Annotated in this window: 18 protein-coding genes; 12 read left to right on the forward strand and 6 right to left on the reverse strand. The window is 72.5% G+C overall.

Annotated features, from left to right (window positions below; translation table 11 throughout):
- From Bra3105_RS00730 to Bra3105_RS00770, 9 genes are all read left to right on the forward strand, one after another.
- Positions 1 to 1,062: an AAA family ATPase gene (locus Bra3105_RS00730; protein ID WP_228358198.1), complete on the forward strand. Its 1,062-nt coding sequence runs from the start codon at positions 1 to 3 to the stop codon at positions 1,060 to 1,062.
- 13 nt (positions 1,063 to 1,075) lie between these two features.
- Positions 1,076 to 1,972 carry a DUF58 domain-containing protein gene (locus tag Bra3105_RS00735; protein ID WP_228358199.1) on the forward strand — a complete coding sequence of 299 codons (897 nt, stop codon included), beginning with the start codon at positions 1,076 to 1,078 and terminating at the stop codon, positions 1,970 to 1,972.
- Complete coding sequence (locus Bra3105_RS00740; protein WP_200500967.1) at positions 1,959 to 2,468, forward strand: hypothetical protein; 510 nt, start codon at positions 1,959 to 1,961, stop codon at positions 2,466 to 2,468. Before Bra3105_RS00735 ends, Bra3105_RS00740 begins: the two co-directional genes overlap by 14 nt.
- Complete coding sequence (locus Bra3105_RS00745) at positions 2,459 to 3,481, forward strand: vWA domain-containing protein (protein ID WP_200500966.1); 1,023 nt, start codon at positions 2,459 to 2,461, stop codon at positions 3,479 to 3,481. Before Bra3105_RS00740 ends, Bra3105_RS00745 begins: the two co-directional genes overlap by 10 nt.
- Positions 3,482 to 3,496: 15 nt before the next feature.
- Positions 3,497 to 4,540: a vWA domain-containing protein gene (locus Bra3105_RS00750; protein WP_228358200.1), complete on the forward strand. Its 1,044-nt coding sequence runs from the start codon at positions 3,497 to 3,499 to the stop codon at positions 4,538 to 4,540.
- Positions 4,537 to 5,598 (forward strand): hypothetical protein, encoded by a 1,062-nt coding sequence (locus Bra3105_RS00755; RefSeq protein ID WP_228358201.1) that lies wholly within the window; start codon positions 4,537 to 4,539, stop codon positions 5,596 to 5,598. Before Bra3105_RS00750 ends, Bra3105_RS00755 begins: the two co-directional genes overlap by 4 nt.
- Positions 5,576 to 6,766: a cysteine desulfurase family protein gene (locus tag Bra3105_RS00760; RefSeq protein ID WP_228358202.1), complete on the forward strand. Its 1,191-nt coding sequence runs from the start codon at positions 5,576 to 5,578 to the stop codon at positions 6,764 to 6,766. Before Bra3105_RS00755 ends, Bra3105_RS00760 begins: the two co-directional genes overlap by 23 nt.
- A gap of 131 nt (positions 6,767 to 6,897) precedes the next feature.
- Entirely contained in the window at positions 6,898 to 7,977 is a 1,080-nt protein-coding gene (gene mnmA, locus Bra3105_RS00765; protein WP_228358203.1) for a tRNA 2-thiouridine(34) synthase MnmA, read from the forward strand.
- Positions 7,978 to 8,018: 41 nt separating this feature from the next.
- Positions 8,019 to 9,242, forward strand: a complete 1,224-nt coding sequence (locus Bra3105_RS00770) for a hypothetical protein (protein WP_228358204.1) — start codon at positions 8,019 to 8,021, stop codon at positions 9,240 to 9,242.
- Between the two features lie 56 nt (positions 9,243 to 9,298).
- Here the strand turns inward: Bra3105_RS00770 and Bra3105_RS00775 are convergent, their stop codons facing one another.
- From Bra3105_RS00775 to Bra3105_RS00790, 4 genes are all read right to left on the reverse strand, one after another.
- Entirely contained in the window at positions 9,299 to 9,964 is a 666-nt protein-coding gene (locus Bra3105_RS00775; protein ID WP_228358205.1) for a DUF6320 domain-containing protein, read from the reverse strand.
- Positions 9,961 to 11,469 (reverse strand): alcohol acetyltransferase, encoded by a 1,509-nt coding sequence (locus Bra3105_RS00780; protein WP_228358206.1) that lies wholly within the window; start codon positions 11,467 to 11,469, stop codon positions 9,961 to 9,963. Before Bra3105_RS00780 ends, Bra3105_RS00775 begins: the two co-directional genes overlap by 4 nt.
- Positions 11,466 to 12,401: an alpha/beta hydrolase gene (locus Bra3105_RS00785; protein WP_228358207.1), complete on the reverse strand. Its 936-nt coding sequence runs from the start codon at positions 12,399 to 12,401 to the stop codon at positions 11,466 to 11,468. Before Bra3105_RS00785 ends, Bra3105_RS00780 begins: the two co-directional genes overlap by 4 nt.
- Positions 12,402 to 12,520: 119 nt before the next feature.
- A complete protein-coding gene (locus Bra3105_RS00790; RefSeq protein WP_228358208.1) occupies positions 12,521 to 13,684 on the reverse strand; it encodes a YeiH family protein in 1,164 nt (387 codons plus the stop codon).
- 71 nt (positions 13,685 to 13,755) lie between these two features.
- Here Bra3105_RS00790 and Bra3105_RS00795 point away from each other — a divergent pair, with 71 nt between their 5' ends.
- Positions 13,756 to 14,673, forward strand: coding sequence for a LysR family transcriptional regulator (locus Bra3105_RS00795; RefSeq protein WP_228358209.1), 918 nt, complete (start codon positions 13,756 to 13,758; stop codon positions 14,671 to 14,673).
- A 236-nt stretch (positions 14,674 to 14,909) separates the two neighbouring features.
- Here Bra3105_RS00795 and Bra3105_RS00800 read toward each other — a convergent pair whose 3' ends face one another.
- Positions 14,910 to 16,532: an HNH endonuclease signature motif containing protein gene (locus tag Bra3105_RS00800; RefSeq protein ID WP_228359570.1), complete on the reverse strand. Its 1,623-nt coding sequence runs from the start codon at positions 16,530 to 16,532 to the stop codon at positions 14,910 to 14,912.
- 581 nt (positions 16,533 to 17,113) lie between these two features.
- Positions 17,114 to 17,737, reverse strand: a complete 624-nt coding sequence (locus tag Bra3105_RS00805; protein WP_228358210.1) for a GNAT family N-acetyltransferase — start codon at positions 17,735 to 17,737, stop codon at positions 17,114 to 17,116.
- 144 nt (positions 17,738 to 17,881) lie between these two features.
- Here Bra3105_RS00805 and ligA point away from each other — a divergent pair, with 144 nt between their 5' ends.
- Positions 17,882 to 20,386: an NAD-dependent DNA ligase LigA gene (ligA, locus tag Bra3105_RS00810; protein WP_228358211.1), complete on the forward strand. Its 2,505-nt coding sequence runs from the start codon at positions 17,882 to 17,884 to the stop codon at positions 20,384 to 20,386.
- Positions 20,387 to 20,390: 4 nt separating this feature from the next.
- Positions 20,391 to 21,254 carry an RCC1 domain-containing protein gene (locus Bra3105_RS00815; RefSeq protein WP_228358212.1) on the forward strand — a complete coding sequence of 288 codons (864 nt, stop codon included), beginning with the start codon at positions 20,391 to 20,393 and terminating at the stop codon, positions 21,252 to 21,254.
- Positions 21,255 to 21,265: the final 11 nt, after the last annotated feature.

Consider the following 21,265-nt stretch of genomic DNA (forward strand, 5'->3'; position numbering starts at 1 on the left):
ATGACCCAGCAGCCTCAGGAATCCCCCGGGCGTCCCGCCCCCGGCCGCTCAGGCGCCGCCTTCGCCCCTGCGCAGCCCGCGATCCCTCCGGCGAGCATGGAGCGTGCGGGGAGCATCGTCCGCAGCATCACCCAGGTCTTCCAGTCCCGCGTGGTGGGCCAGGAGAACCTGCGCCGCACCCTGCTGGCGGCGCTCGCCGCGGGCGGCCACGTGCTGCTCGAGTCCGTGCCGGGCCTCGCGAAGACGACCGCGGCCTCCGCGCTCGCCTCCGGCATCTCGGGCTCCTTCTCCCGCATCCAGTGCACGCCGGACCTGATGCCCAACGACATCATCGGCACCCAGATCTTCAACTACGGATCGGGCACCTTCACCACCCAGCTGGGCCCGGTCCACGCGAACGTGGTCCTGCTGGACGAGATCAACCGCTCGAGCGCCAAGACCCAGTCGGCGATGCTCGAGGCGATGCAGGAGCGGCAGACCTCCATCGGCGGCGAGGTCTATCCGCTGCCCGAGCCGTTCATGGTGCTCGCGACCCAGAACCCAATCGAGGAGGAGGGCACCTACGTCCTCCCCGAGGCGCAGATGGACCGCTTCCTCATGAAGGAGGTCCTCACCTACCCGCGCCCCGCCGAGGAGCACGAGATCCTCGACCGCTCCACGAGCGGCACCCTCACCGCGCCCCGCCAGGCGGCGCAGACCGTCGGCCTCGAGGACATCCGATTCCTCCAGGAGATGGTCGACCGGGTGTACGTCGACCAGAGCGTCAAGCGCTACATCATCGACCTCGTCTTCACGACCCGCGGCTCCGGCCCGCGCCCGGTCGCGAACCTCACCCAGAGCGTGCGGGTGGGGGCGAGCCCCCGCGGCTCCCTCGCGCTGATGCGCGTCGCCCAGGCGAACGCCCTCCTCCACGGGCGCGATTACGTCACCCCGGACGACGTGCGCGCCATGCGCTACGCGGTGCTGCGGCACCGCCTCGTGCTCACCTTCGACGCCCTCGCGGGCGGCGTGACCCCCGAGCAGATCATCGACGCGGTCTTCCACGCCGTGCCGATGCCCTGAGCGGGATCCGCTGATGGCGACCTCCCTGCTCACCCGCGTCAAGGCGCGCGTGGACCTGCACACCGGACGCCGCGCCCGCGGCATCGTCCAGGGGCGCGGCCGCTCGGTGTTCAAGGGCAGCGGCGAGGACTTCGACGACCTGAAGTACTACCAGCCGGGCGACCGCATCTCCGACATCGACTGGAAGGCGACGGCGCGCTCGGGAGAGCCGCTGATCCGCCAGTTCAACGAGGAGCGGGTGCGGCACCTCTCGATCGTCGCCGACACCTCCTCGGCGATGGCGACTCTCGCGGCCGACGGCACCTCCAAGCGCGACGCCATGGTCACCGCCGCGGGCCTCGTGTGCTTCCTCGCCCAGAACAACGGCGACCTCGTGGGCCTCGTCGGCGGCTCCGAGTCCCGGCCGGTGCAGCTGCCCTCGCGCTCGAGCGACGGGCACCTCGAGCTGCTCCTGCGCACCGTCCAGCAGTCCACGACCGCCGGATCCCGCCCGTCGGACGTCTCCTGGCTGCTTGAGCGGGCCTTCCGCGTCACCCGCCGCTCGACCCTGATGACGATCATCACCGACGAGGCGCACCCCGGCCCCGAGGACCACTCCCTGCTGCGGCGCCTGTCCACCCGGCACGACGTCATGGTCATCCGCATCGGCGACGCCGACCCGCTGCAGGCGGGCGACCTCGACCACGAGGTTGTCGACGTCGAATCGCCGCGGGAGATCTCCGAGCTCGCCCGCGTCTCCACGAAGGTGGCCCGGGACGTCGAGAACTACCGCCGCGCCCGCCGCGAGGCGACCACCGAGATGCTCGACAGCCTGCACCTCACCCACCTGCTCACGGCCGGCGACAGCACCGTCGTGGACGACATGATCGCCATGCTGCGGGAGAGGGAGTACCGCCATGCCCGCGCATGACCTCACGGTGCTCGCCGATCCCACGCCGAGCCCGTCGCCCGCGACGATCATCGATCCGCCCCAGTACTCGATCGCCTGGCTGATCCTCGCCGTGCTGTGCGTGATCGTCATCGTCGCGATCATCGTGGGCGTGCTGCGGATCTCCCGCGCCGTCGTCTCCCGCCGCGCCTACCGCCGGCGGCCCGACGAGCCCGAATCGCTCAAGGCCGAGTTCCTGCGCTCCGTCAACGACATCGCGGCGCGCCACGAGGATGGCGCGATCGACGAGCGCACCGGCCACCTCGAGCTCACCGCCGTGATGCGCCGCTTCGTGCGCCGCACCACCGGGCACGACGTCACCAGCCAGGACGTCGCCACCCTCATCGCCGACCCCCGGACACGGGACGTCGGCGAGCTCATCGCCCGCCTCTACGAGCCGGACTTCGCGCCGGCGAGCGACGTCGACCTCGAGGGGTCCGTGCACCGCGCCCGGGAGGTGATCCGCCGATGGTCATGACGCTGTGGTGGGTGGCCTGCCTGCTCCTGGTCGCCGGGATCGTGGTCTGGGCGATCACCTTCTGGAACCGCCGCTCGATGCACCGGGCGCCCGTGCTCGTCGCGAACTCCTCGTTCCTCGAGCGGATCCCGAGCTTCGTGCGCAGCCAGCGCCTCGCGCGCGTGCTGCGCGTGGTGCAGGTGGGCGTCGCCGTGCTGGGTCTGCTCGCCGCCGCCCTGCTCTCCGGCCGGATCGCCACCGAGCGCGTGCAGACCCCCGAGTTCGCCGATCGCGACATCGTGCTGTGCCTGGACGTCTCCGGCTCGATGTACGAGTACGACACGGAGATCCTGCAGACCTTCGCCTCGATGGTCGACGACTTCCACGGCGAGCGCATCGCGCTGTCGATCTTCAACTCGACGTCCCGCACCGTCTTCCCGCTCACCGACGACTACGACCTCGTCGAGCGCGAGCTCAGCGAGGGGGCCGAGGCGATCGACTTCGACGAGTTCGGCTACCGCCTGGGCAGCCGCGACTACCCGCAGGACAAGGTCGAGAAGTACGCGGACTTCGTCGAGGGCACGCGCGGCCTGGACGACCAGGCCTCGATCGTGCCCGACGGCCTCGCCTCCTGCGGTCAGCTGTTCGACCATGCCGAGACGGACCGCAGCCGCTCGATCATCTTCGCGACCGACAACGAGGTCAACGGCGACCCGATCTACTCCCTCGACGAGGCCGCCAAGACCATCGAGGACCGCGACATCGATCTGTACACGTTCTACCCGGGCGCCTACGAGTGCTCCGAGGAGTGCTTCGACGAGCTCCAGAAGGTCACCGAGGACCACGGCGGCACGCTCTACCAGTCCTCGGACCCGAATGCGATCCCCTCGATCATCCGGGAGATCCAGCAGACCCAGGCCCAGAAGATGGGAGCCGAGCCCACCCTCATCCGCACCGATCATCCGCTGTTCGCCTTCGTGCTCACGCTCATCGCCCTCGCCGGGGTGCTGATCGTGGGCTGGCGCAACCGCTGAGAGACGGAGGAGAGCATGCATCTGGAGCATCTGATCCCGCTGTGGGCCACGATCCCCGTCTTCGTCCCGCTGCTCGCGCTCGCGGTCGTGATGATGGTGCGCCGCCCGCGACAGCGCTGGGCGTGGCTGCGGCGCGCGCTGATGGTCGCACTGCTCGCGGTGGTCGCCCTGCGCCCCGCGACCTATACGGAGGCCGAGCAGACCCAGCGCATGAACGCGAACGTGTTCTTCGTCGTGGACCGCACCGGCTCCATGAACGCCGAGGACTACGCGGAGGGCCAGCCCCGTCTCGACGGCGTCAAGCACGACATGGAGCAGATCATGTCCGAGACCCAGGGGTCCCGCTACTCGATCATCTCCTTCGACTCGACCGCCGCCTCCCAGCTGCCGCTGACCACCGATGCGGGCGCCGCGAAGGCCTGGATCAACACGCTCGCCACCGAGTCCACCGCCCAGTCCAAGGGCTCGAACGTGGACCGCCCGCTCGCGACCCTCACGAAGGCCCTCTCCGACGCGCAGACCGACGACCCGGACTCGTACTCCCTCGTCTACTTCCTCAGCGACGGCGAGAACACCGATGACCGCGACGCGGAGCCCTTCGACCAGCTGAAGCCGATGATCGACGGCGGCGCGGTGCTCGGCTACGGCACCAGCGAGGGCGGGCCGATGAAGGCCTCGGGCGCCGGCACGCACGGCGAGTACATCACCGACTCCTCGGGCGCGAAGGGCATCTCCCGCATCGACGAGGACCAGCTGAAGACCATCGCGCAGCAGATGGGCGTCCCGTACCTGCACCGCACCGATCCCGAGGCCCCGATCGAGGGCACGATGGAGGGCATCACCCTCAAGCCCATCCCCATCGAGTCCCGCCGTGACGTGGCGAGCTTCCGCGACTGGTACTGGGTGGCGGCGATACCGCTGGCGGCCCTGTTCATCTGGGAGCTGGGGGAGATGACGTATCGTCTGCCGCGTCGGCGCGATCGCAGTGAGCTGCTCGCCGCGACCGGTGCGGGATCCGCCGGTCCGGGCGATCCCCCGGGAGAAGGAGGCAGGTCATGAGCTCGACCCTCACCCCTCCTCCGCCCGCGCCGCCTGGCCCCTCCGGTCCTTCGGGCCCCTCGGGCCCGTCGGCCGCGAGCCCGTCCCCGCAGGACGGGGCGGCCGATGACGGCGCGCGGCCGCTCGCCGAGGCCGAGCCCCGTCGGCCCCAGGACTTCGGGCTCGACGTGCGGCTGCTGCGCCGGATCCGGCTCATCGCCTTCGCGATCCTCGGCATCCCGCTGCTGATCCTCGCCCTGCTTGCAGTCCGTTTCGTCTCCATGCCCCTCACCCAGGCATGGCACGACGGCGCCTACGGCGACGGGTCCTACGCCCGGGCGAGCGAGCGGCTGTGGCCCGTGCAGAAGGCCAACTGGTTCGAGCCCTACCTCCCGCACCTCACCAAGGGCACGGACCTGCTCCAGCAGGACAAGAACGCCGAGGCCGAGACGGAGCTGCGCCTCGCGCTGAAGGACTGGCAGGCGGGCAAGGACCTCAACCAGCCGCCCCACGCCCAGTGCAAGATCCTCAACAACCTCGCGATCTCCATCGAGCGCCAGGCGAACGAGATCGACGACGCCGGCGACCGCGCCGACCGCCTGTACGAGGCCGAGCAGCTGCTCGCCCCCTGCGCCGGCGGCGGAGGAGGCGGCGACGGCGAGGGCCAGGGCGGCGGAGGCCAGGGCGAGGACCAGCAGGGCGAGGGCGAGGGCTCGGGCAACGAGGACAAGGGCACCACCGGCGACAACGGCAAGCGCATCGAGGAGGAGCGCCGCTCGTCCGACAAGGAGGCGGGCAACGACCCGGACGCCCGCGACAAGGGCCAGGAGGGTGACGACCAGGGCCAGGGCGAGGACCAGGGCGATCAGGACGGCGAGGGCAGTGCGCCCAAGGACCCGGGTGACCCCAAGAAGGAGGACCCGAAGGGCGACGGGCCCGACGAGGAGGCACCCACGCAGGGCGACGCGGAGGACCAGAAGAAGGCCGAGGACCTCGAGAAGCGCAACGGAGACGCGAACTCGGGCGACGGCGAGGACTCGGACGACGGAGCGAGCAGTGACCCCAGCCAGCCCTGGTGAGCACGGCGCCCCGCCGCGCGTCTACATCGACCACGCGGCCACGGCGCCCCTCCGGCCCGAGGCCCGCGACGCCTTCCTCGCCGCCTCCGCCCTGCCGGGGAACCCGACCTCGCGCCACGGCTCCGGACGCCACGCCCGCGGCGTCCTCGACGACGCCCTCGACTCCCTCGCGACCTCGCTCGATGTCCCGGTGTCCTGGCTGACCCTGACCTCCGGCGGGACCGAGGCCGACAACCTCGCCGTGCGCGGCGCGGCCCTCGCCGCCCAGGCGGCCGACCCGTCCCGCCGGGCCGTCGCGGTCTGCGCGACCGACCATCCGGCGGTGCTCGAGACCGCCCGCTCCCTGGCCCCCGGCATCGAGTCCCGTGAGATCCCCGTGGACCGCGAGGGTCTGCTGGACCTCGAGGCGCTGCGGGAAGCCCTCGCCCCGGGCGACGTGAGCGTGGTGAGCGTCGCCCTCGTGAACAACGAGACCGGCGTGGTCCAGGATCTCGCGGCGGTCACCGAGATCGCCCACGCCGCCGGTGCCCTCGTCCACACCGACGCCGTGCAGGCCACGAGCCATGTCGAGCTGCCCGTGCGCATGGTGGACATGCTGAGCCTGACCGGCCACAAGATCGGCGCCCCCGTGGGCGTGGGCCTGCTGGTGGTGCGCCCCGACATCCCCTTCGTCGCGGGCCTCACCGGCGGCGGGCAGCAGCGCGGCGTGCGCCCGGGCACGCTCGACGCCCCGCACACCGCATCGCTCGCCGCCGCCCTCGCACGCACCCTCGCGGACCGGGAGGCGGAGTCGGCGCGACTGGGGGAGATGGCGCAGCGCCTGCGCGCGGGCATCCGGGAGATCGCTCCGGACGCCGTGCTCACCGCCGAGGCCGCCCCGCGCAGCCCGCAGGTGGTGCACGTGCTGCTGCCCGGCTGCGACCAGGACGCCCTGCTGCTCATGCTCGACCAGCAGGGGATCGACGCCTCGGCGGGCTCCGCGTGCTCGGCGGGCGTCACCCAGGCCAGCCACGTGCTGACCGCGATGGGCATCGAGCCCGGTCTCGCGCGCGGCGCCCTGCGGCTCTCGCTGGGCTGGTCGAGCCGCGAGGACGACGTGGACCGCGTGCTCGCCGCCCTGCCCGAGGCCATCGAGCGGGCTCGGGCCGTCGGCGCGCTCGTGCGGTGAGCCGGTCGCGACGAGGAAGCCGGTGAGCAAGCGCTCGTCGGGCGGGCCCCTGTCCGCATCCGGCGCTTCGTAGACTGGTGCGGCCGCGCGTCCCGGATCCGCGCGGCATCCGAGCAGGAGGCGAGGTCCCCATGAAGGTGCTGGCAGCGATGAGCGGCGGCGTCGATTCCGCCGTCGCGGCCGCGCGCGCCCACGAGGCGGGCCACGACGTGGTCGGCGTCCACATGGCGCTGTCCAAGAACCGGGCCGAGACCCGCACCGGATCGCGCGGATGCTGCACCGTGGAGGACGCGGCCGACGCCCGCCGCGCCGCCGAGCGCATCGGCATCCCCTTCTACGTCTGGGACCTCTCCGACGACTTCCACGACCTGGTCGTCTCGGACTTCCTGGCCGAGTACGCGGCCGGTCGCACCCCGAACCCGTGCGTGCGCTGCAACGAGCACATCAAGTTCGCGACCCTCATGGAGCGCGCCCGCGCCCTCGGCTTCGACGCCGTGTGCACCGGCCACTACGCGGACGTGCGCGCCGAGGGCCCGGACGGCGCCCCCTCGCTGCACCGCGCCCGCAACCTCCCCAAGGACCAGTCCTACGTGCTCGCCGTGATGGGCCCCGAGGCCGTCTCCCGCGCCGTGTTCCCCCTCGGAGCGTTCGAGGACAAGGAGGCCGTCCGCGCCGAGGCCCGCGAGCGCCGACTGGGCGTCTCCACGAAGCCCGACAGCTACGACATCTGCTTCATCGCCGACGGCGACACCCGCGGATTCCTCGAGCGCAGCCTGGGCGAGGCCCCGGGCGAGGTGGTCGACGCCGACGGCACCGTGCTGGGCACCCACCGCGGCACCTTCGGCTTCACCGTGGGCCAGCGCAAGGGCCTGGGCCTGGACCGCCCCGCGGCCGACGGCGCCCCGCGCTACGTCCTCGACGTGAAGCCCGAGACCCGGCAGGTCGTCGTCGGCGCGGCCGAGCTGCTCTCGACCACCCTGCTCGAGGCCTCCGCGCCGATCCCCTTCGAGCCGCTCGCGCCCGGCCGCGAGGTGAGCGCCCAGATCCGCGCCCACGGCGAGGCCCTGCCCGGCATCATCGAGCGGGCCGACGACGTGCTCAGCGTGCGCCTCAGCTCCCCGGTGCGCGGCGTCGCCCCCGGGCAGACCCTCGTGCTGTACGACGGGGACCGCGTGATCGCCTCGGCGACCCTCGAGCGCCGCGCCGCATGACGGTGGGCGGAATGAGTGAGGGCCGCATGACGGAGGGCCGCATGACGGAACAGCGCGCGGCGGGCGACGGCACCACGGGCGACGATCCGCTTGTGAGGATCACGGGCGACGGGACGTGGCAGGTGCCGACCGGGCAGGAGACGACCGGGCAGATGCTGACCGGGCACGTGCCGATCGGGGCGACCGGCGGCCGGGACGCCCGCACGACCGGCGGCGCCTCTGATCTCACGGACGCCGACGCGGACCGTCTGCTCGCCCTCACCCGCCTGCGTGGCCTGCTCGGCGACGACCTCGAGCAGCAGATCGCCACGCGCCTGTTCCTGCCCGCGGCGCTCGGCACCGAGGGCGCCGACCAGCTGCTCCCGCAGTCGCTCACCCTGCTCGCCGGCACCACGGGCGACCTCGCGAGTTACGGATGGCGGATCGGACCGGGCAGCTCGCGCACGTGGCGCCGCGCCCAGGAGCTGCGCGAGCGCCTCCTCGAGGCCGCCCGCATCGCCCTGCACGGGTACGAGGGCGACCTCGTCGCCACCACGCTCGGCCCGCTCACCCTCGCCGCCGCGACCTTCCTCGGCTCCGGCGAGCGCACCCTCGCCGACCGCGGTGCCCTGCGCGACCTCCCGCACCTGCTCGCCGAGGGCATCGCCGAGCACCTCGACGCGGTGCGCAGCCACGTGCCCGGCGCCCGGCCGCGCCTGCTGATCCGCGACGGCGCCGCCCTCGCGCTGGCACACGGCGCGATCCCCACGCCCTCGGAGTACCGCCGCTACCCGGCGCTGCCCGTTCCCGACATCGGCGAGGTCTGGCGCACCCTGCTCGAGGACCTCCGGTCCGGAGCGGGCCTCGACGTCCAGGACGTGACCCTCGCGCCGAGCAGCGACACGGCGCTGCTGCGCGCCGCCCGCACCGCCGGCGCCACCCGGCTCGCGCTCTCCCCGGCGGGCTTCTGCGCCTGGGAGCTGCTCGCCGAGCTGCGCGAGGCCGGGGTCGGCATCGAGCTCGTCGTGGACCCTGCCGGCCCGCAGCGCCTCGAGGCGCAGCTCGGGTCCGTCGCCCGCAGCTGGCGGGAGCTCGGCTTCCGTCCGCGCGACCTCGCCGGCTTCACGTGGCTCGCCCATCGACCGGATCGGGCCGTCGGCCCCGCCCTTCCCGGCGGCGGCACAGACCCGTCGGCCGAGCCCTCCCGCGCGTCCCTCCTGGACGAGAGCGATCTGCAGACCCTGCTGCGCGCGGCGCCGGCCTGGGCCGAGCGCGTCGAGGGCTGAGCGCATCGAGAACCGAGCGTGAAGGACGCGCCACCGGCCGCCCCGAGGAGCGCGACTCAGACGTGGAGCTTCTTCGCGAGCTCGTCCCGGACGTCCGCCGCGCGCTCGAGCTGCAGCAGCGCGAGTGAGAGCAGCGCGAGCACCACGCAGATCGCCGACGGCACGGGCGTGGTCACCCAGCCCAGCAGCAGGAAGAGGATCGGCACGATCCCCAGCAGCACGGTGAGCGCGCTGTAGAGGGCGTGCTCGCCGACCTCGAGGCGCATGACGTGCTCGAGGATCACCAGCGCGATGATCGCGCAGCCGCACATGATGGGCACCGCGAAGGTCAGGGACCAGCGATGCCAGCCGGTCAGATAGTCCCAGTACGTGCACACGAGCGCAGCCAGGACCAGCAGCGTCAGGGTGGACCGGGCGAGGTCGCGTCGGCCGCGCAGCGCCATCAGCGCGACCAGCCACATGGTGCACACGCCCAGCCACACCGAGCGGACCGCCCCGAACTCGGCCGGTCGATGCCCCAGCCACAGCTGGACGACGAACGAGATCGCGACCAGCACGAGCGAGATCACCGTGAGGATCCGCAGCAGGCGACGGCGGGAGAAGCGCAGGGGCACACTCGGCAGCGGATCGGGGGAGGGATGGCCCACCAGGTGCGATCCGCACAGCGGGCAGCGCGACCAGTTGCCCTCGATCCGCACCGCGCACTCGGTGCACCGCCTCATGGCGCGACCTCCGCGAGCTCGGCCTCGGTGACCCGGGCGGCCGTCACGGACACGTCGATCCCGCGCGCGCTCAGCGAGCGGGCGAAGGCGCGCACGTGCCCGGTCTGCATGAACGGCGAGGTGAAGGTGACGGTCATCTGCTCGCCGTGGGAGATCGCGCAGAACTGCGGGCGCGCGGCCGAGACCTGGAAGAGCACCCGGCCCACGTGCGAGGCCGCCGGCTCCGGCAGGCGAAGCCGCCCCAGGTTCGAGACCGCGAGGCTCAGGTGCCGGTTCGAGGCGGCGTTCAGCCAGCCCAGGATGAGGTCCTTGAGGGGACGCGGCACGATCCGCAGCAGCGGGGAGCGCTCCACGCGGATGAACCGCGCGACCTTCGGCGCGAGCGCCGCGGCCGATGCCTGCGGGCGGAACTCGGCCTCCAGGGCGCGGGCGACCGCCTCGGGGGAGTCGGGGCCGTCTGGGCCGACTGAGCCATCACGGCCGTCGCTGCCGTCGGGGGAGAAGGTGTGCTCGACGCGGATGGTCGCGAAGAAGTTGCGGGCGCTCGTGGAGGGGAAGAACTGCCGCAGGTTCACGGGCACCGAGGCGCTCAGCGTGCGGGCCCTGCCCAGGCCGCCCGAGGACTCGCGCACCGCGTCCATGAACAGCGCCGTGAGATACATGGTCGGGCTCGCTCCGGCGGCCTTCGAGAGGGCGAGCAGCTGGGCGGTCGGCATCGTCAGCTCGACGGCGCGGGTGCGGTCGTCCGGCGTGCGGGTGCCGCGGACGCGGTGGATGCGGGTGCGTCGCGCAGGCCCGGCGGGGACGGCGTCGGACGGGGCGGGGGAGGCGCTCGTCGGGATGCCGCCGGTGGAGCCTGCCGCGCGCACGGTCTTCTCGGCGAGGGTCAGCGCGGCGGGAGCGGCGGCCTCGGCGAACGCCTCCTCGAAGGCGGTGGGGCGGCGGCGTCGGAAGTAGTGGGCGAAGCTGTCGGTCTCCAGCGCGTGGGAGGACGGGGAGTCTCCCGCCGCGGCCGCAGCCGGCGCGCGCGGCGTCTCCGCGCCGTCCGTCGTCCCCGGCGCGCCCGCTGCGCCCGCCGCATCCGCGGGGTAGCGCCTCCGCGCGTACTCGACGAGCAGGTCGGTGAGGAACCACATCGCCCCGGTCCCGTCGGAGAGTGCGTGGAAGACCTCCAGGGAGATCCGCCGGCGATGGTGGATCACCCGGAACAGCAGGGTGCGCCTGCCGTCCTGGTAGATCGGCGCGCAGCTGGGGCGACGCTCGGGCTCGACCACGGGGCGCAGGTCGCTGTCTTGCAGGTAGTACCAGAACACGCCGCGGCGCAGCACCGCGCGGTAGAGGGGATAGAGCTCGAAGACCGCGTCGAGGGCCTCCTGGAGCACGCCCGGATCCACCTCGGCATCCATCTCGGCGCTCAGCCGGAACACCTTGGTGTCCGACTCGGTGCGCGCGGCGAGGAAGATGTTCGAGGCGTTGTCGAGCCGCACCCAGGTCCGGCGGCTCATGTGGGCGAGGTCCGCTCGAGGAACGCGTCGATGTGCTGGTAGGCCTCGCGCAGCGGGCGCGCGAAGCGGGGCAGGGTGATGAAGCCGTGCAGGGCGCCGTCGACCCTGTGCACCTCCGCGTCGTTCCCCGCGTCTGCGAGGGCGGCGCCATAGGCCTCGCCCTCGTCGCACAGCAGATCCAGTTCGGCCGTGATCAGCAGCGTCTCGGGCTGGGCGCTCAGATCCGTCGCCATCAGCGGCGCCACCAGCGGGTCCTGCCGGCGCCCCCGGTCCGGGACGTAGAGCTCCATGTAGTCCTGGACCTCGGTGTCGGTGAGGCGGTAGTCGCTGCCGTGCCGACGCACCGAGGCGAACGGCGAGGTCTCGGGGTCGTGGTCCCAGTGCGTCACCGGGTACAGCAGGATCTGGCGCGAGGGTACGGGCCCGCCCTCGTCCCTCAGCATCAGCGAGAGCACGGCGGCGAGGTTCCCGCCCGCCGAGTCGCCCACCAGCACGATGCGCCGCGGGTCGCTGATGCCCGCGCGCTGCGGATCCTCGAGCAGCAGCCGCGCGACGCGCGCACAGTCCTCGAGCCCCGCCGGGAAGGGATGCTCCGGCGCGAGGCGGTAGTCGACCGAGGCGACGACGCAGCCGGTGAGGTCCGCCATCGTCGCGCACGCCGGGGTGTAGCTCTCGATGTCGCCCGTGACCCAGCCGCCGCCGTGGAAGAACAGCAGCACGTCCTCGCGCCGACGCTCCTTGGGCGAGAACACGCGCACGGGGATCTGGTGCCCGCCGTCGGCGGACATGATCTGCCGATCCAGCGAGCGGAACCGGGGGATCGGCCGCGCGGCCAGCTGTCGCTGCAGCCGGCGCACCTTCGCATAGTCCTGGCGCATGTCGATGCGCGGCGCGGCGAACAGACGCAGCACTGCCCGCAGCAGCGGGTTCACGGGCGCGTGCCCTCGCGGCGAGTCGGATCCTTCATGGAGTCAGGGTATGCGGGATGGCTGGGCGGGATCACCAGGCAGGACGACCGAGCGGGAGGGCCGGACCGTCCGGGGCAGCCGGCTCAGGCGGCCAGGAGCGCCCCGCCGAGACCGACGGCCGCGACCACGAGCGTGACCAGCGCGGCCTGCACCACAGGACGTCCGCCGACCTGCCTCAGCAGACGCACGCGCACCCCGGTCCCGAGCGCGAACATCGCCGCTGCCAGGCACAGCGCCTGCACGGGCTTCGAGACGTCGACGACCGCCTCGGGCAGCAGACCGGTCGAACGGATGCACACCGCGACGATGAACGCGAGCACGAAGAACGGGACCAGGGGCGGGCGCTTGGCGGCGGGCGCGGGGGCGCCGGCGGGGGAGTCGACGGACGTCCGGTCGGTCTCCGCCGCTCGACGCTCCACGGCGGTGAGGATCGCGATCACCGGAGCGAGCATCAGCACCCGGCCCAGCTTCACGAGCACGGCGATGCCGAGCGCCCCGCCGCCCAGGATGCTGCCGGCGGCGACGACCTGCGCGACCTCGTGGATCGACGCCCCGGCCCAGGTCCCGGATGCGTCCGTGCCCAGGCCCAGGGCGCGGGCCACGAGCGGCAGCAGCGGGATCATCAGCGTCCCGAACACGACGACGAGTGCGACGGCCGTCGCGATCTGCGTCTCCAGGCGCTCGGTCGCCTCCTCGGCGCTCTCGCCCTCGCGACGCCGCGGCGTGATCGCCCCGCCGGCCGCCGCCACGGCGGCGGCGCCGCAGATCGAGAACCCGCAGGCGATGAGCAGCGCCTGCGTGGGCGGGAGGTGCAGAGCCCGGCCGATGAGCAGACCGCTCGCCATCCCGATGCCGACGATCGCCACGATCACCACGATGGTCAGCGGTCCGAGGGCGATCACGTCGCCGATCGCGAGCTGCAGACCGAGCAGCACGATCCCGATCCTCAGCACGGGCTTCGCGGCCAGGTCCAGTCCGGGCTTCAGCGCCGGCGGCAGCAGTCCCAGGTTCGCCGCGAGCGCGCCGACGAGAATCGCCGCGAGCGCCGGGGATGCCACGGGGACGAGCATGCCCAGGCCGTAGGCGAGCCCGGCGACGGCGAACGACAGCAGCAGCCCGGGCAGGACGCGGAGCAGCGGGGAACCCGGGGCGGGGTCGGACGGTGTCGTCGGACCGGTCGACGGTGTGGGCGTCGTCGCCGTCGAGGTCGAGGTGCGCGAGGAAGTGTCTGAGAGGGGTTCGGGCATGGGATCCAGCCTCACGGCTGAGGGCGGCCCCCGGTAGTGGTCGATCTGATCGGGCGCATATCATCGGGGATATGCCGTTGCATGATGCGTCGAGGCCCGACCTGGCCTCCCTCGAGCTGCTGGTCGCCGTGGTCGACCTGGGCAGCGTCTCCGCCGCAGCCTCGGCCCTGGGTCTCGCCCAGCCCAATGCCTCGCGACAGCTCTCCCGTCTCGAGCGACGCCTGGGAGCTCGCCTCGTGGATCGGGGTGCGCGGGGCTCCGAGCCGACGGCCGCGGGCCGGGTCGCGGTGGAGCACGCCCGGCGCGTGCTCGACGCGGCCGACGGGCTCGTCGAGCAGGTGCGCTCGGCCGCGGGCGCCGGACGAATCCGCATCCTGGCCTCGCAGACGATCGCCGAGCACCTGATGCCCACGTTCCTCGCCGCCCTCGCCGCGGACCAGCCGGGTGTGCCGGTCTCCTTCGAGGTCGAGAACACGGCCGGGGTGATCGCCGCGCTCCGCCGCGGGCGCGGGGATCTCGGGTTCGTGGAGGGCCTCGAGGTGCCGCACGAGCTCACCACGCTCGAGGTCGCGCGGGACCGGCTGGTCGCTGTGGTCGCTCCGAGGCATCCGTGGGCGCTGGATCGGGACGTGCGCGAGCACGGGATCGACGCGGACCTGCTCGCGCGCACACCGCTGGTGGTGCGCGAGGAGGGTTCGGGGACGCGAGACGTGCTCACCCGGGCGCTCGCGCCGCGCGAGGTCGCGGCGCCCGCGCTCGAGCTGCACTCGAACGCCGCGGTGCGCACGGCCGTGGCGGGCGGTGCGGGCTGCGCCCTGCTGAGCCGGCTCGTGGTCGCGGGGGATCTGCGCGAGGGGCGTCTTGTGGAGGTGCCGGTGCGGGGCGTCGCGTTGGAGCGCTCGCTGCGAGCCGTGTGGTCGGGCGTGAGGCCGGGACGGCTCGAGGGCGCGCTCCAGGCACTGATAGCCGACGGGGCTGAGCGCGAGTGACGCGCGTCGAGCGTGGATGGCATGGGACGTGCGTGCAACTCGTGAACCGAGCGTGTGAGGTGCAGGCCGAGGACACACGTACCTCGGGCACGACTCGTACCCGGCGCGCATGCCCTCGCCGACGAAACAGCGGGTGCAGCGCGACCGGGTGCGGTCGGTGAGATGCCGGTGGTGCGGTGACCGGATGATGGGATGCAGCCGGTCGGATGAGGGGCTGTGCCTCAGGTGCCGTCGGATCAGAACGGTGGAGGCGGCGAGGGGGCCCGTGGTGCCGCGGGCGGTGAGCCCGCTGGTGGCGGTGAGCCGGACCCGGTGGACGGGTCCGCACCTGGCGGGTGATCGGTGAGCGACGGGAGCCCGTCGCGTGCCCGCCGATGCTTGGCGCGGGCGTCGCGGAGCTGGCCCCAGGCCTCTTCGAGATCGGCGACGGTCTCGGCCGTCGCCATGTCCGCGTTGTCCTCGAGGAAGACGCGGAACCTGTCCGCCACGTCCCAGAGCGTGCCCCGTCGGCCGCTGGGGGAGTCCTCGGGCTCGATGCGCACGGGGTCGATGAGTCCCTCGGTCTTCATCGCGTGGTGCTGCCAGCACAGCATGTGCAGGTTGTCGACCGCGGTCGCGCCGCCGCTCGCGGGATCCTCGTGGTCGTACTCGACGATGTGGTCGGCCTCGGTGGCCGTGGTCGCCGGGCGCGTGCACCCGGGCAGGCCGCACGTGGTCATGCGATCGCACAGGTGCTCGAGCATGGCCTGCGTGGGGCGGTAGCGGTCTGCGGGCAGCGGGAGGAACTCGCTGCTGCTGGGATCGGTGAGGATCCGCACCCAGTCCTCCTGGCCGGCGGCGATGTCACGGGCCATGTCCGCCGGGATGGGGATGCGCCCGTCGAGCATGCCGGGGGCGTCGTCCTGGCCGAGCATCGTCATCATCGGCACCAGCACGCCGAGCCGGAAGCGCTCCGCAGGCACATGCACACCCTGGGTGTCGGGCGTGGTGAGGGTGGTGAGGAGATAGCGGATATGACCGAGCGAGAGGGGCATGCCGGTGGCGAGGACCTCGCCCTCGGGATCCCACGGGATCGGGGATCCGTCCTCGAGGGCGTGGCGCTGGGCCTGCTGGACCGCGCGGGCGCTCGCGTCCAGGCGGCGAGCGAAGGAGACGACTTCGTGCGCCGGCCCCTGCACTTCGATGCGGGCGATCCCTGGGATGTCGTCCGGGAGGAGTTCGACGCGCCGACGGTCCTCGGGTGCGAGATGCGGTGGCAGCTCGCGGCGGGAGAGCAGCCGTGCGATCACCGAGCTCAGGCTGCGCGTGAACTGCTCGGGCGCGATGCCGACGTCCCAGAAGCGCACGGTGAGGTCGACGACCGCCATCTCGTCGTCCGTGAGGCCGCTGGTGCGGGAGAGGAGCTCGGTGAACCAGGACGCCGGGAAGGCGCCCGTCTCGAGGAGGACGTGCACGTGGGGGAGGAGATCAACGGCGCGGTGGGCGTCGCGGATGCGGCGCTGTGCCACATCGATGGTGCAGCGCAGAGCGGTCGCGACCGCGAGGTCGGCGACACGGACCCTGTCGCGATCCGCGTCCGGGAGATGACGGGCCTCCCACTTCGGTGCGAGGAGGAGCAGGGAGCGCGCCAGCTCTCGTGCTTCGTGGACCCCCTGGTCCCACGTCGTGTGCACCAGTTCGTCGACCTCGAGGGTGGGGCTGACCTGCACGTGGCGGGAGGCGTTCTCCCGGTTCACCGGGGTCCTGGTCCGCGCAGGCAGCAGGGGCTCGAGCACGACGACGTCGCCCTCGGGGACGGGCTCGAAGAAACCATAGCCACCCAGAACGCCCTGGTGGATGCCGGGGTCCATCATCGTCATCGTGCTCACCTCCTCGTGATCGCGAGCGTTGCAGCGGGGTGCCCGAGAGAGCTCGGGTCGGAATTGTGTTCGATATGTCCAGTTTAGGCGACGCCTCCTTCGAAAACCAGTACGAATCCGGCGCTGTGGAGAACTCTTCGGTGCGGATGCAGCGCAGTGCGGGAGGTGCTCGGTCCGTCCGTCGCCCAGGCTCGACGCGCCGGGGCCGCGTGCATGCGCGGCCCGGTTAGGCTCCGATCCTGTGCGCACCGCCTTCCTCTCCGTCACCTTCGCAGTCGCAGCCCTGATGTTCGGAGCGGCAACCGTGGTCGCCGTAGCGATCTACTCCGGGAACGGCGCGGCTGATCCAGTGGAAGTCCATGCCACCGCGACGCAGGTGACCCATTTCAGGAGAGGAACGGTCGTCGTCTTCCGCACGGACCAGGGGGTCGAGGACACGGTCTCCGGAGGATCCGCGGACGTCGGCGAACACATCAAGATCTACCGCTATGGGTCAGGGGAGTACGGATGGAAGCCCCACCCGTCGTCGGCGCCCCTGTGGTCCGCGTGCGGGGCGGCCGCGCTGTGCGTGTCGATGGTGCTCATCGGCACGGACCAGGTGCGCAGGAGCATGCGCGCGTCGCGGATGAAGCCGCGGGGCCGACGTCCCGCACCATGAGGACCCGTCGTCCATGCCTTCCGAGCCCCGCCCCGCGCTCGGTCTCGACAAGGCCTCGCTGGAAGGCCGTGTCGAAGTCTCCACCACCGACCGTCGGGTCGACGACGCGGAACCCGCAGCGGGCGTAGAAGGGCGCGTTCCAGGGCACCTCGGCATAGGTGCGCAGGGTGATCCGCATGTGGCCCCGCCCCGCGGCCCATGTGTACGACGCCTCCACGAGCGCCCGGCCGATGCCGCGGCGGCCGAAGGCGGGCAGCACCGCCAGCTGCTCGAGATGCGCCTCCGCCCTGTCCCCGCGAGCGGTGGCACCGTCGATCTCGAGCACGTGGGCGAAGCCCGCGACCCGCTCGTCGGCCGCTGCTCCCACCACGGCGACCAGCACGATCCCCGGCTCCGCCGCCCGCGCCTCCCCGCTCTCGGCGGAGTCCGGGCCGAAAGGCTCCGGACCGAAGAGACCGGCGAACATGGCATCGCCCTCGGCCCCGATCGCCTCGAGGGTCGCGAGGTCCTCCCGCCTCGCCTCGCGGATCCGCACCGTCTCGTCCATGCCCGCACGATAGGCAACGAGCTCAGAGGACAGCACGACATTTCCGGTGCCGTCCACCTGCCCTCTGCACCCGCCCCTCCACCCGCGCCCTCGTCCCGCCGCCCCGCCATCCGTGCCCCGCCCGGCCGCCGCCCCGTCGGACCCATGGGGGAGAATGGACGGGTGAGTGGACACGACACCCCCGCACCCCGGAACCCAGGCACGGACTCCTCGACCGAGGGAGCTTCGGATCCGCGCAGCGCGCAGGAGCGCATCGCGGAGCTGACCGCGCAGATCGAGCAGGCGATCGAGGACTACTACGTCCACGACGCGCCCACGATGGCCGATGCGCAGTACGACGAGCTCGAGCGAGAGCTCAAGGAGCTCGAGGCGAAGAACCCGCAGCTGGCGAAGGCGGACTCGCCCACCCAGACCGTGCACGGCGACGTCGCGGCGGGCTTCGCGCCCGTCGAGCACCTCGAGCGGATGCTGAGCCTGGACAACGCGTTCAGCCTCGAGGAGGTCGACGCCTGGGCGGTCCGTGCCGGCGAGGGTCTGGGGTCCGGCGCCGACGTCCAGTACCTGTGCGAGCTGAAGATCGACGGGCTCGCGATCGACCTGATCTACGAGGACGGCGTGCTGACCCGCGGCGTCACCCGCGGCGACGGCCGCGTCGGGGAGGACGTGACGGCGAACGTGCGCACGATCGACAACGTGCCCGATCGTCTGGAGACCGACGATCCGCCCGCGGTGCTCGAGGTCAGGGGAGAGGTCTTCTATCCGACGGCCGCGTTCGAGGAGCTCAACGAGCAGCGGCGCGAGGCGGGGCTGCCGGAGTTCGCGAACCCGAGGAACACGGCGGCGGGCTCGCTGCGCCAGAAGGATCCGAGCGTGACGGCCTCGCGCGATCTCGCCGTCTACGTCCACGGGATCGGCGTGCACGAGGGCGTCGCCCTCGCCTCGCAGTCCGAGGTGTACGAGCAGCTGAAGGCGTGGGGCCTGCCGACCTCCCCGCACTGGCGGGTGCTGGACGCGCTCGCCGACGTCCACGAGTTCATCGAGTACCACGGCGAGCACCGCCACGACGTCGAGCACGAGATCGACGGGATCGTGCTGAAGATCGACTCCTTCGCGCAGCAGCGCCGGCTGGGGTCGACCTCGCGCGCGCCGCGATGGGCCATCGCCTTCAAGTACCCGCCGGAGGAGGTCACCACGAAGCTCCTGGACATCCAGGTCAACGTGGGGCGGACCGGGCGCGTGACGCCCTTCGGCGTCATGGAGCCGGTGAAGGTCGCCGGGTCGACCGTGCAGATGGCGACGCTGCACAACCAGTTCGAGGTCGAGCGCAAGGGCGTGCTCATCGGCGACACCGTGGTGCTGCGCAAGGCCGGGGACGTGATCCCCGAGATCCTGGGGCCGGTCGAGGCGCTGCGCGACGGCAGCGAGCGCGCATTCGAGATGCCGAAGGAGTGTCCCGCCTGCGGCACGCCCATCGGCCCGATGAAGGAGGGCGACAAGGACTGGCGCTGCCCGAACACGAAGTCGTGCCCCAGCCAGGTCACGGGCCGCATCGAGCACGCCGCGTCGCGCGGCGCGTTCGACATCGAGTCCCTCGGGGAGGAGAGCGCGATCGCGCTCACGGACCCGGACAAGCGGCGGGCCGAGGCGCTCGCCGCCCTGCGCGGCGGCCACGTGGTCTACCTGCCGATCCGCTCGGCAGAGGACGCCGAGCTCGAGAACTTCGTCGTGCTCAAGAACGGGCAGGAGGTCCAGGGGGCCGACGGCGTGCCGCTGCTGCGGATCACGCGTGAGGACGACCCTCTGCTGCCGGCGCTGCAGACGCCCGTGGTGACGACGGGGGCGAACCTCTTCGACCTCACCGCCGAGGATCTGCGCGAGGTGTTCGTGTGGCAGCCCGAGCGGCGCGATGGGGAGGTGACGGGGGACTGGCGCGTGCAGCCGACGTTCTGGTCGCGGCCCACGTTCCGCCACTACAAGCGCGAGAACGCGTGGAAGCAGCAGAAGCCCTCGACCGTCCTGAAGAACACGGAGCTGCTGGCCGACGAGCTCGAGAAGGCCAGGTCCCAGCCGCTGTGGCGGGTGCTCGTCGCCCTCTCCATCCGGCACGTGGGACCGACGGCCGCGCGTTCCCTGGCGACCGCCTACGGGTCCATGGACGCGATCCGCGAGGCCGACCTGGCGCAGCTCACCGAGACCGACGGCGTGGGCGGCATCATCGCCGAGAGCGTCCACGAGTGGTTCGACGTGGACTGGCACCGCGAGCTCGTCGAGGCCTGGGCGGCCTCCGGTGTGCGCATGGCCGACGACGTCGAGGAGGGCTTCGTGAAGACCCTCGAGGGGCTGACGGTCGTGGTCACCGGCGGCCTCGAGGACTTCACGCGGGACGGCGCCAAGGAGGCGATCATCTCCCGCGGCGGCAAGGCCTCCGGTTCGGTCTCCAAGAAGACGGACTTCGTGGTGGTGGGCGAGAACGCCGGGTCCAAGGAGGACAAGGCCCGCGACCTCGGCCTCACCATCCTCGACGAGGCGGGGTTCAAGGACCTGCTGGAGAACGGTCCGGCGGACGACGGCTCGTCCGACGAGGAAGGGTTCGACGGCGCGGACACCGAGGACTCCTCCGATGCCTCCGCAGCAGACCAGAAGAAGTGACCCTGTGACCGCGCCCTCGCGCGCGGCGCGCCGCGTCCTGGCCGCGGGTCCCCGGCACTCCCTCGGGCTCCGGGCCGACGGGACCGTGGTCACCGCCGGTCGGGACCCGTCGGGCGCCGAGCGCGTGCAGGACTGGACGGGCATCGTCTCGGTCGCGGTGGGGAGCGTCCACGTCGCCGCGAACACCGGCCGCGCGCACTCCGTCGCGCTCCGGTCGGACGGCACCGTCGCGGCGGTCGGATGGAACGCCCATGGCCAGTGCGAGGTCTCGGAGTGGGGCGCCGTCTCGGCGATCGCCGCGGGCTGGCGCAGGACCGTGGGCGTGCGGGAGGACGGCACGGTGCTCGCCGTCGGACGCCGGGACGAAGGCGCGTGCGACGTGGACGCATGGCGCGGCATCGTCGATGCCGCCTGCGGGGACTGGCACACGGTGGGCCTCAGGGGCGACGGCACCGCGCGGGCGACGGGCAACGACACCCGGGGCCAGTGCGCCGTGGGCGGCTGGCACGACCTCGTCGCTGTCGACGCCGGCCACCTGCACACCGTGGGCCTGACCTCGACCGGCCACGTGCTCGTCGCCGGCGACACGGGCGATGGTCGGCACGCCGTCAGCGGGTGGACGGACATCGTCGCGATCTCCTCCGGCAGTCACCGCGTCCTCGGACTGCGGGCCGACGGTCAGGTGCTGGTCACCGGGGACGGAACGCCGGGCCGGGCGGAGATCGAGACATGGGACGACGTCATCGCCCTCGCCGCCGGCCCGCAGCACTCCCTGGCGCTGCGCGCGGACGGCAGCGTGCTCGCGGCGGGGGATGATGCGTGGGGACAGATGGATGTGGGCGAATGGGTGGTGACCACGGGCCACTGACCATCGTGAGG

This window comes from Brachybacterium halotolerans subsp. kimchii, assembly GCF_020792675.1.
In the GTDB taxonomy this organism is placed as follows: Bacteria; Actinomycetota; Actinomycetes; order Actinomycetales; family Dermabacteraceae; genus Brachybacterium; species Brachybacterium halotolerans.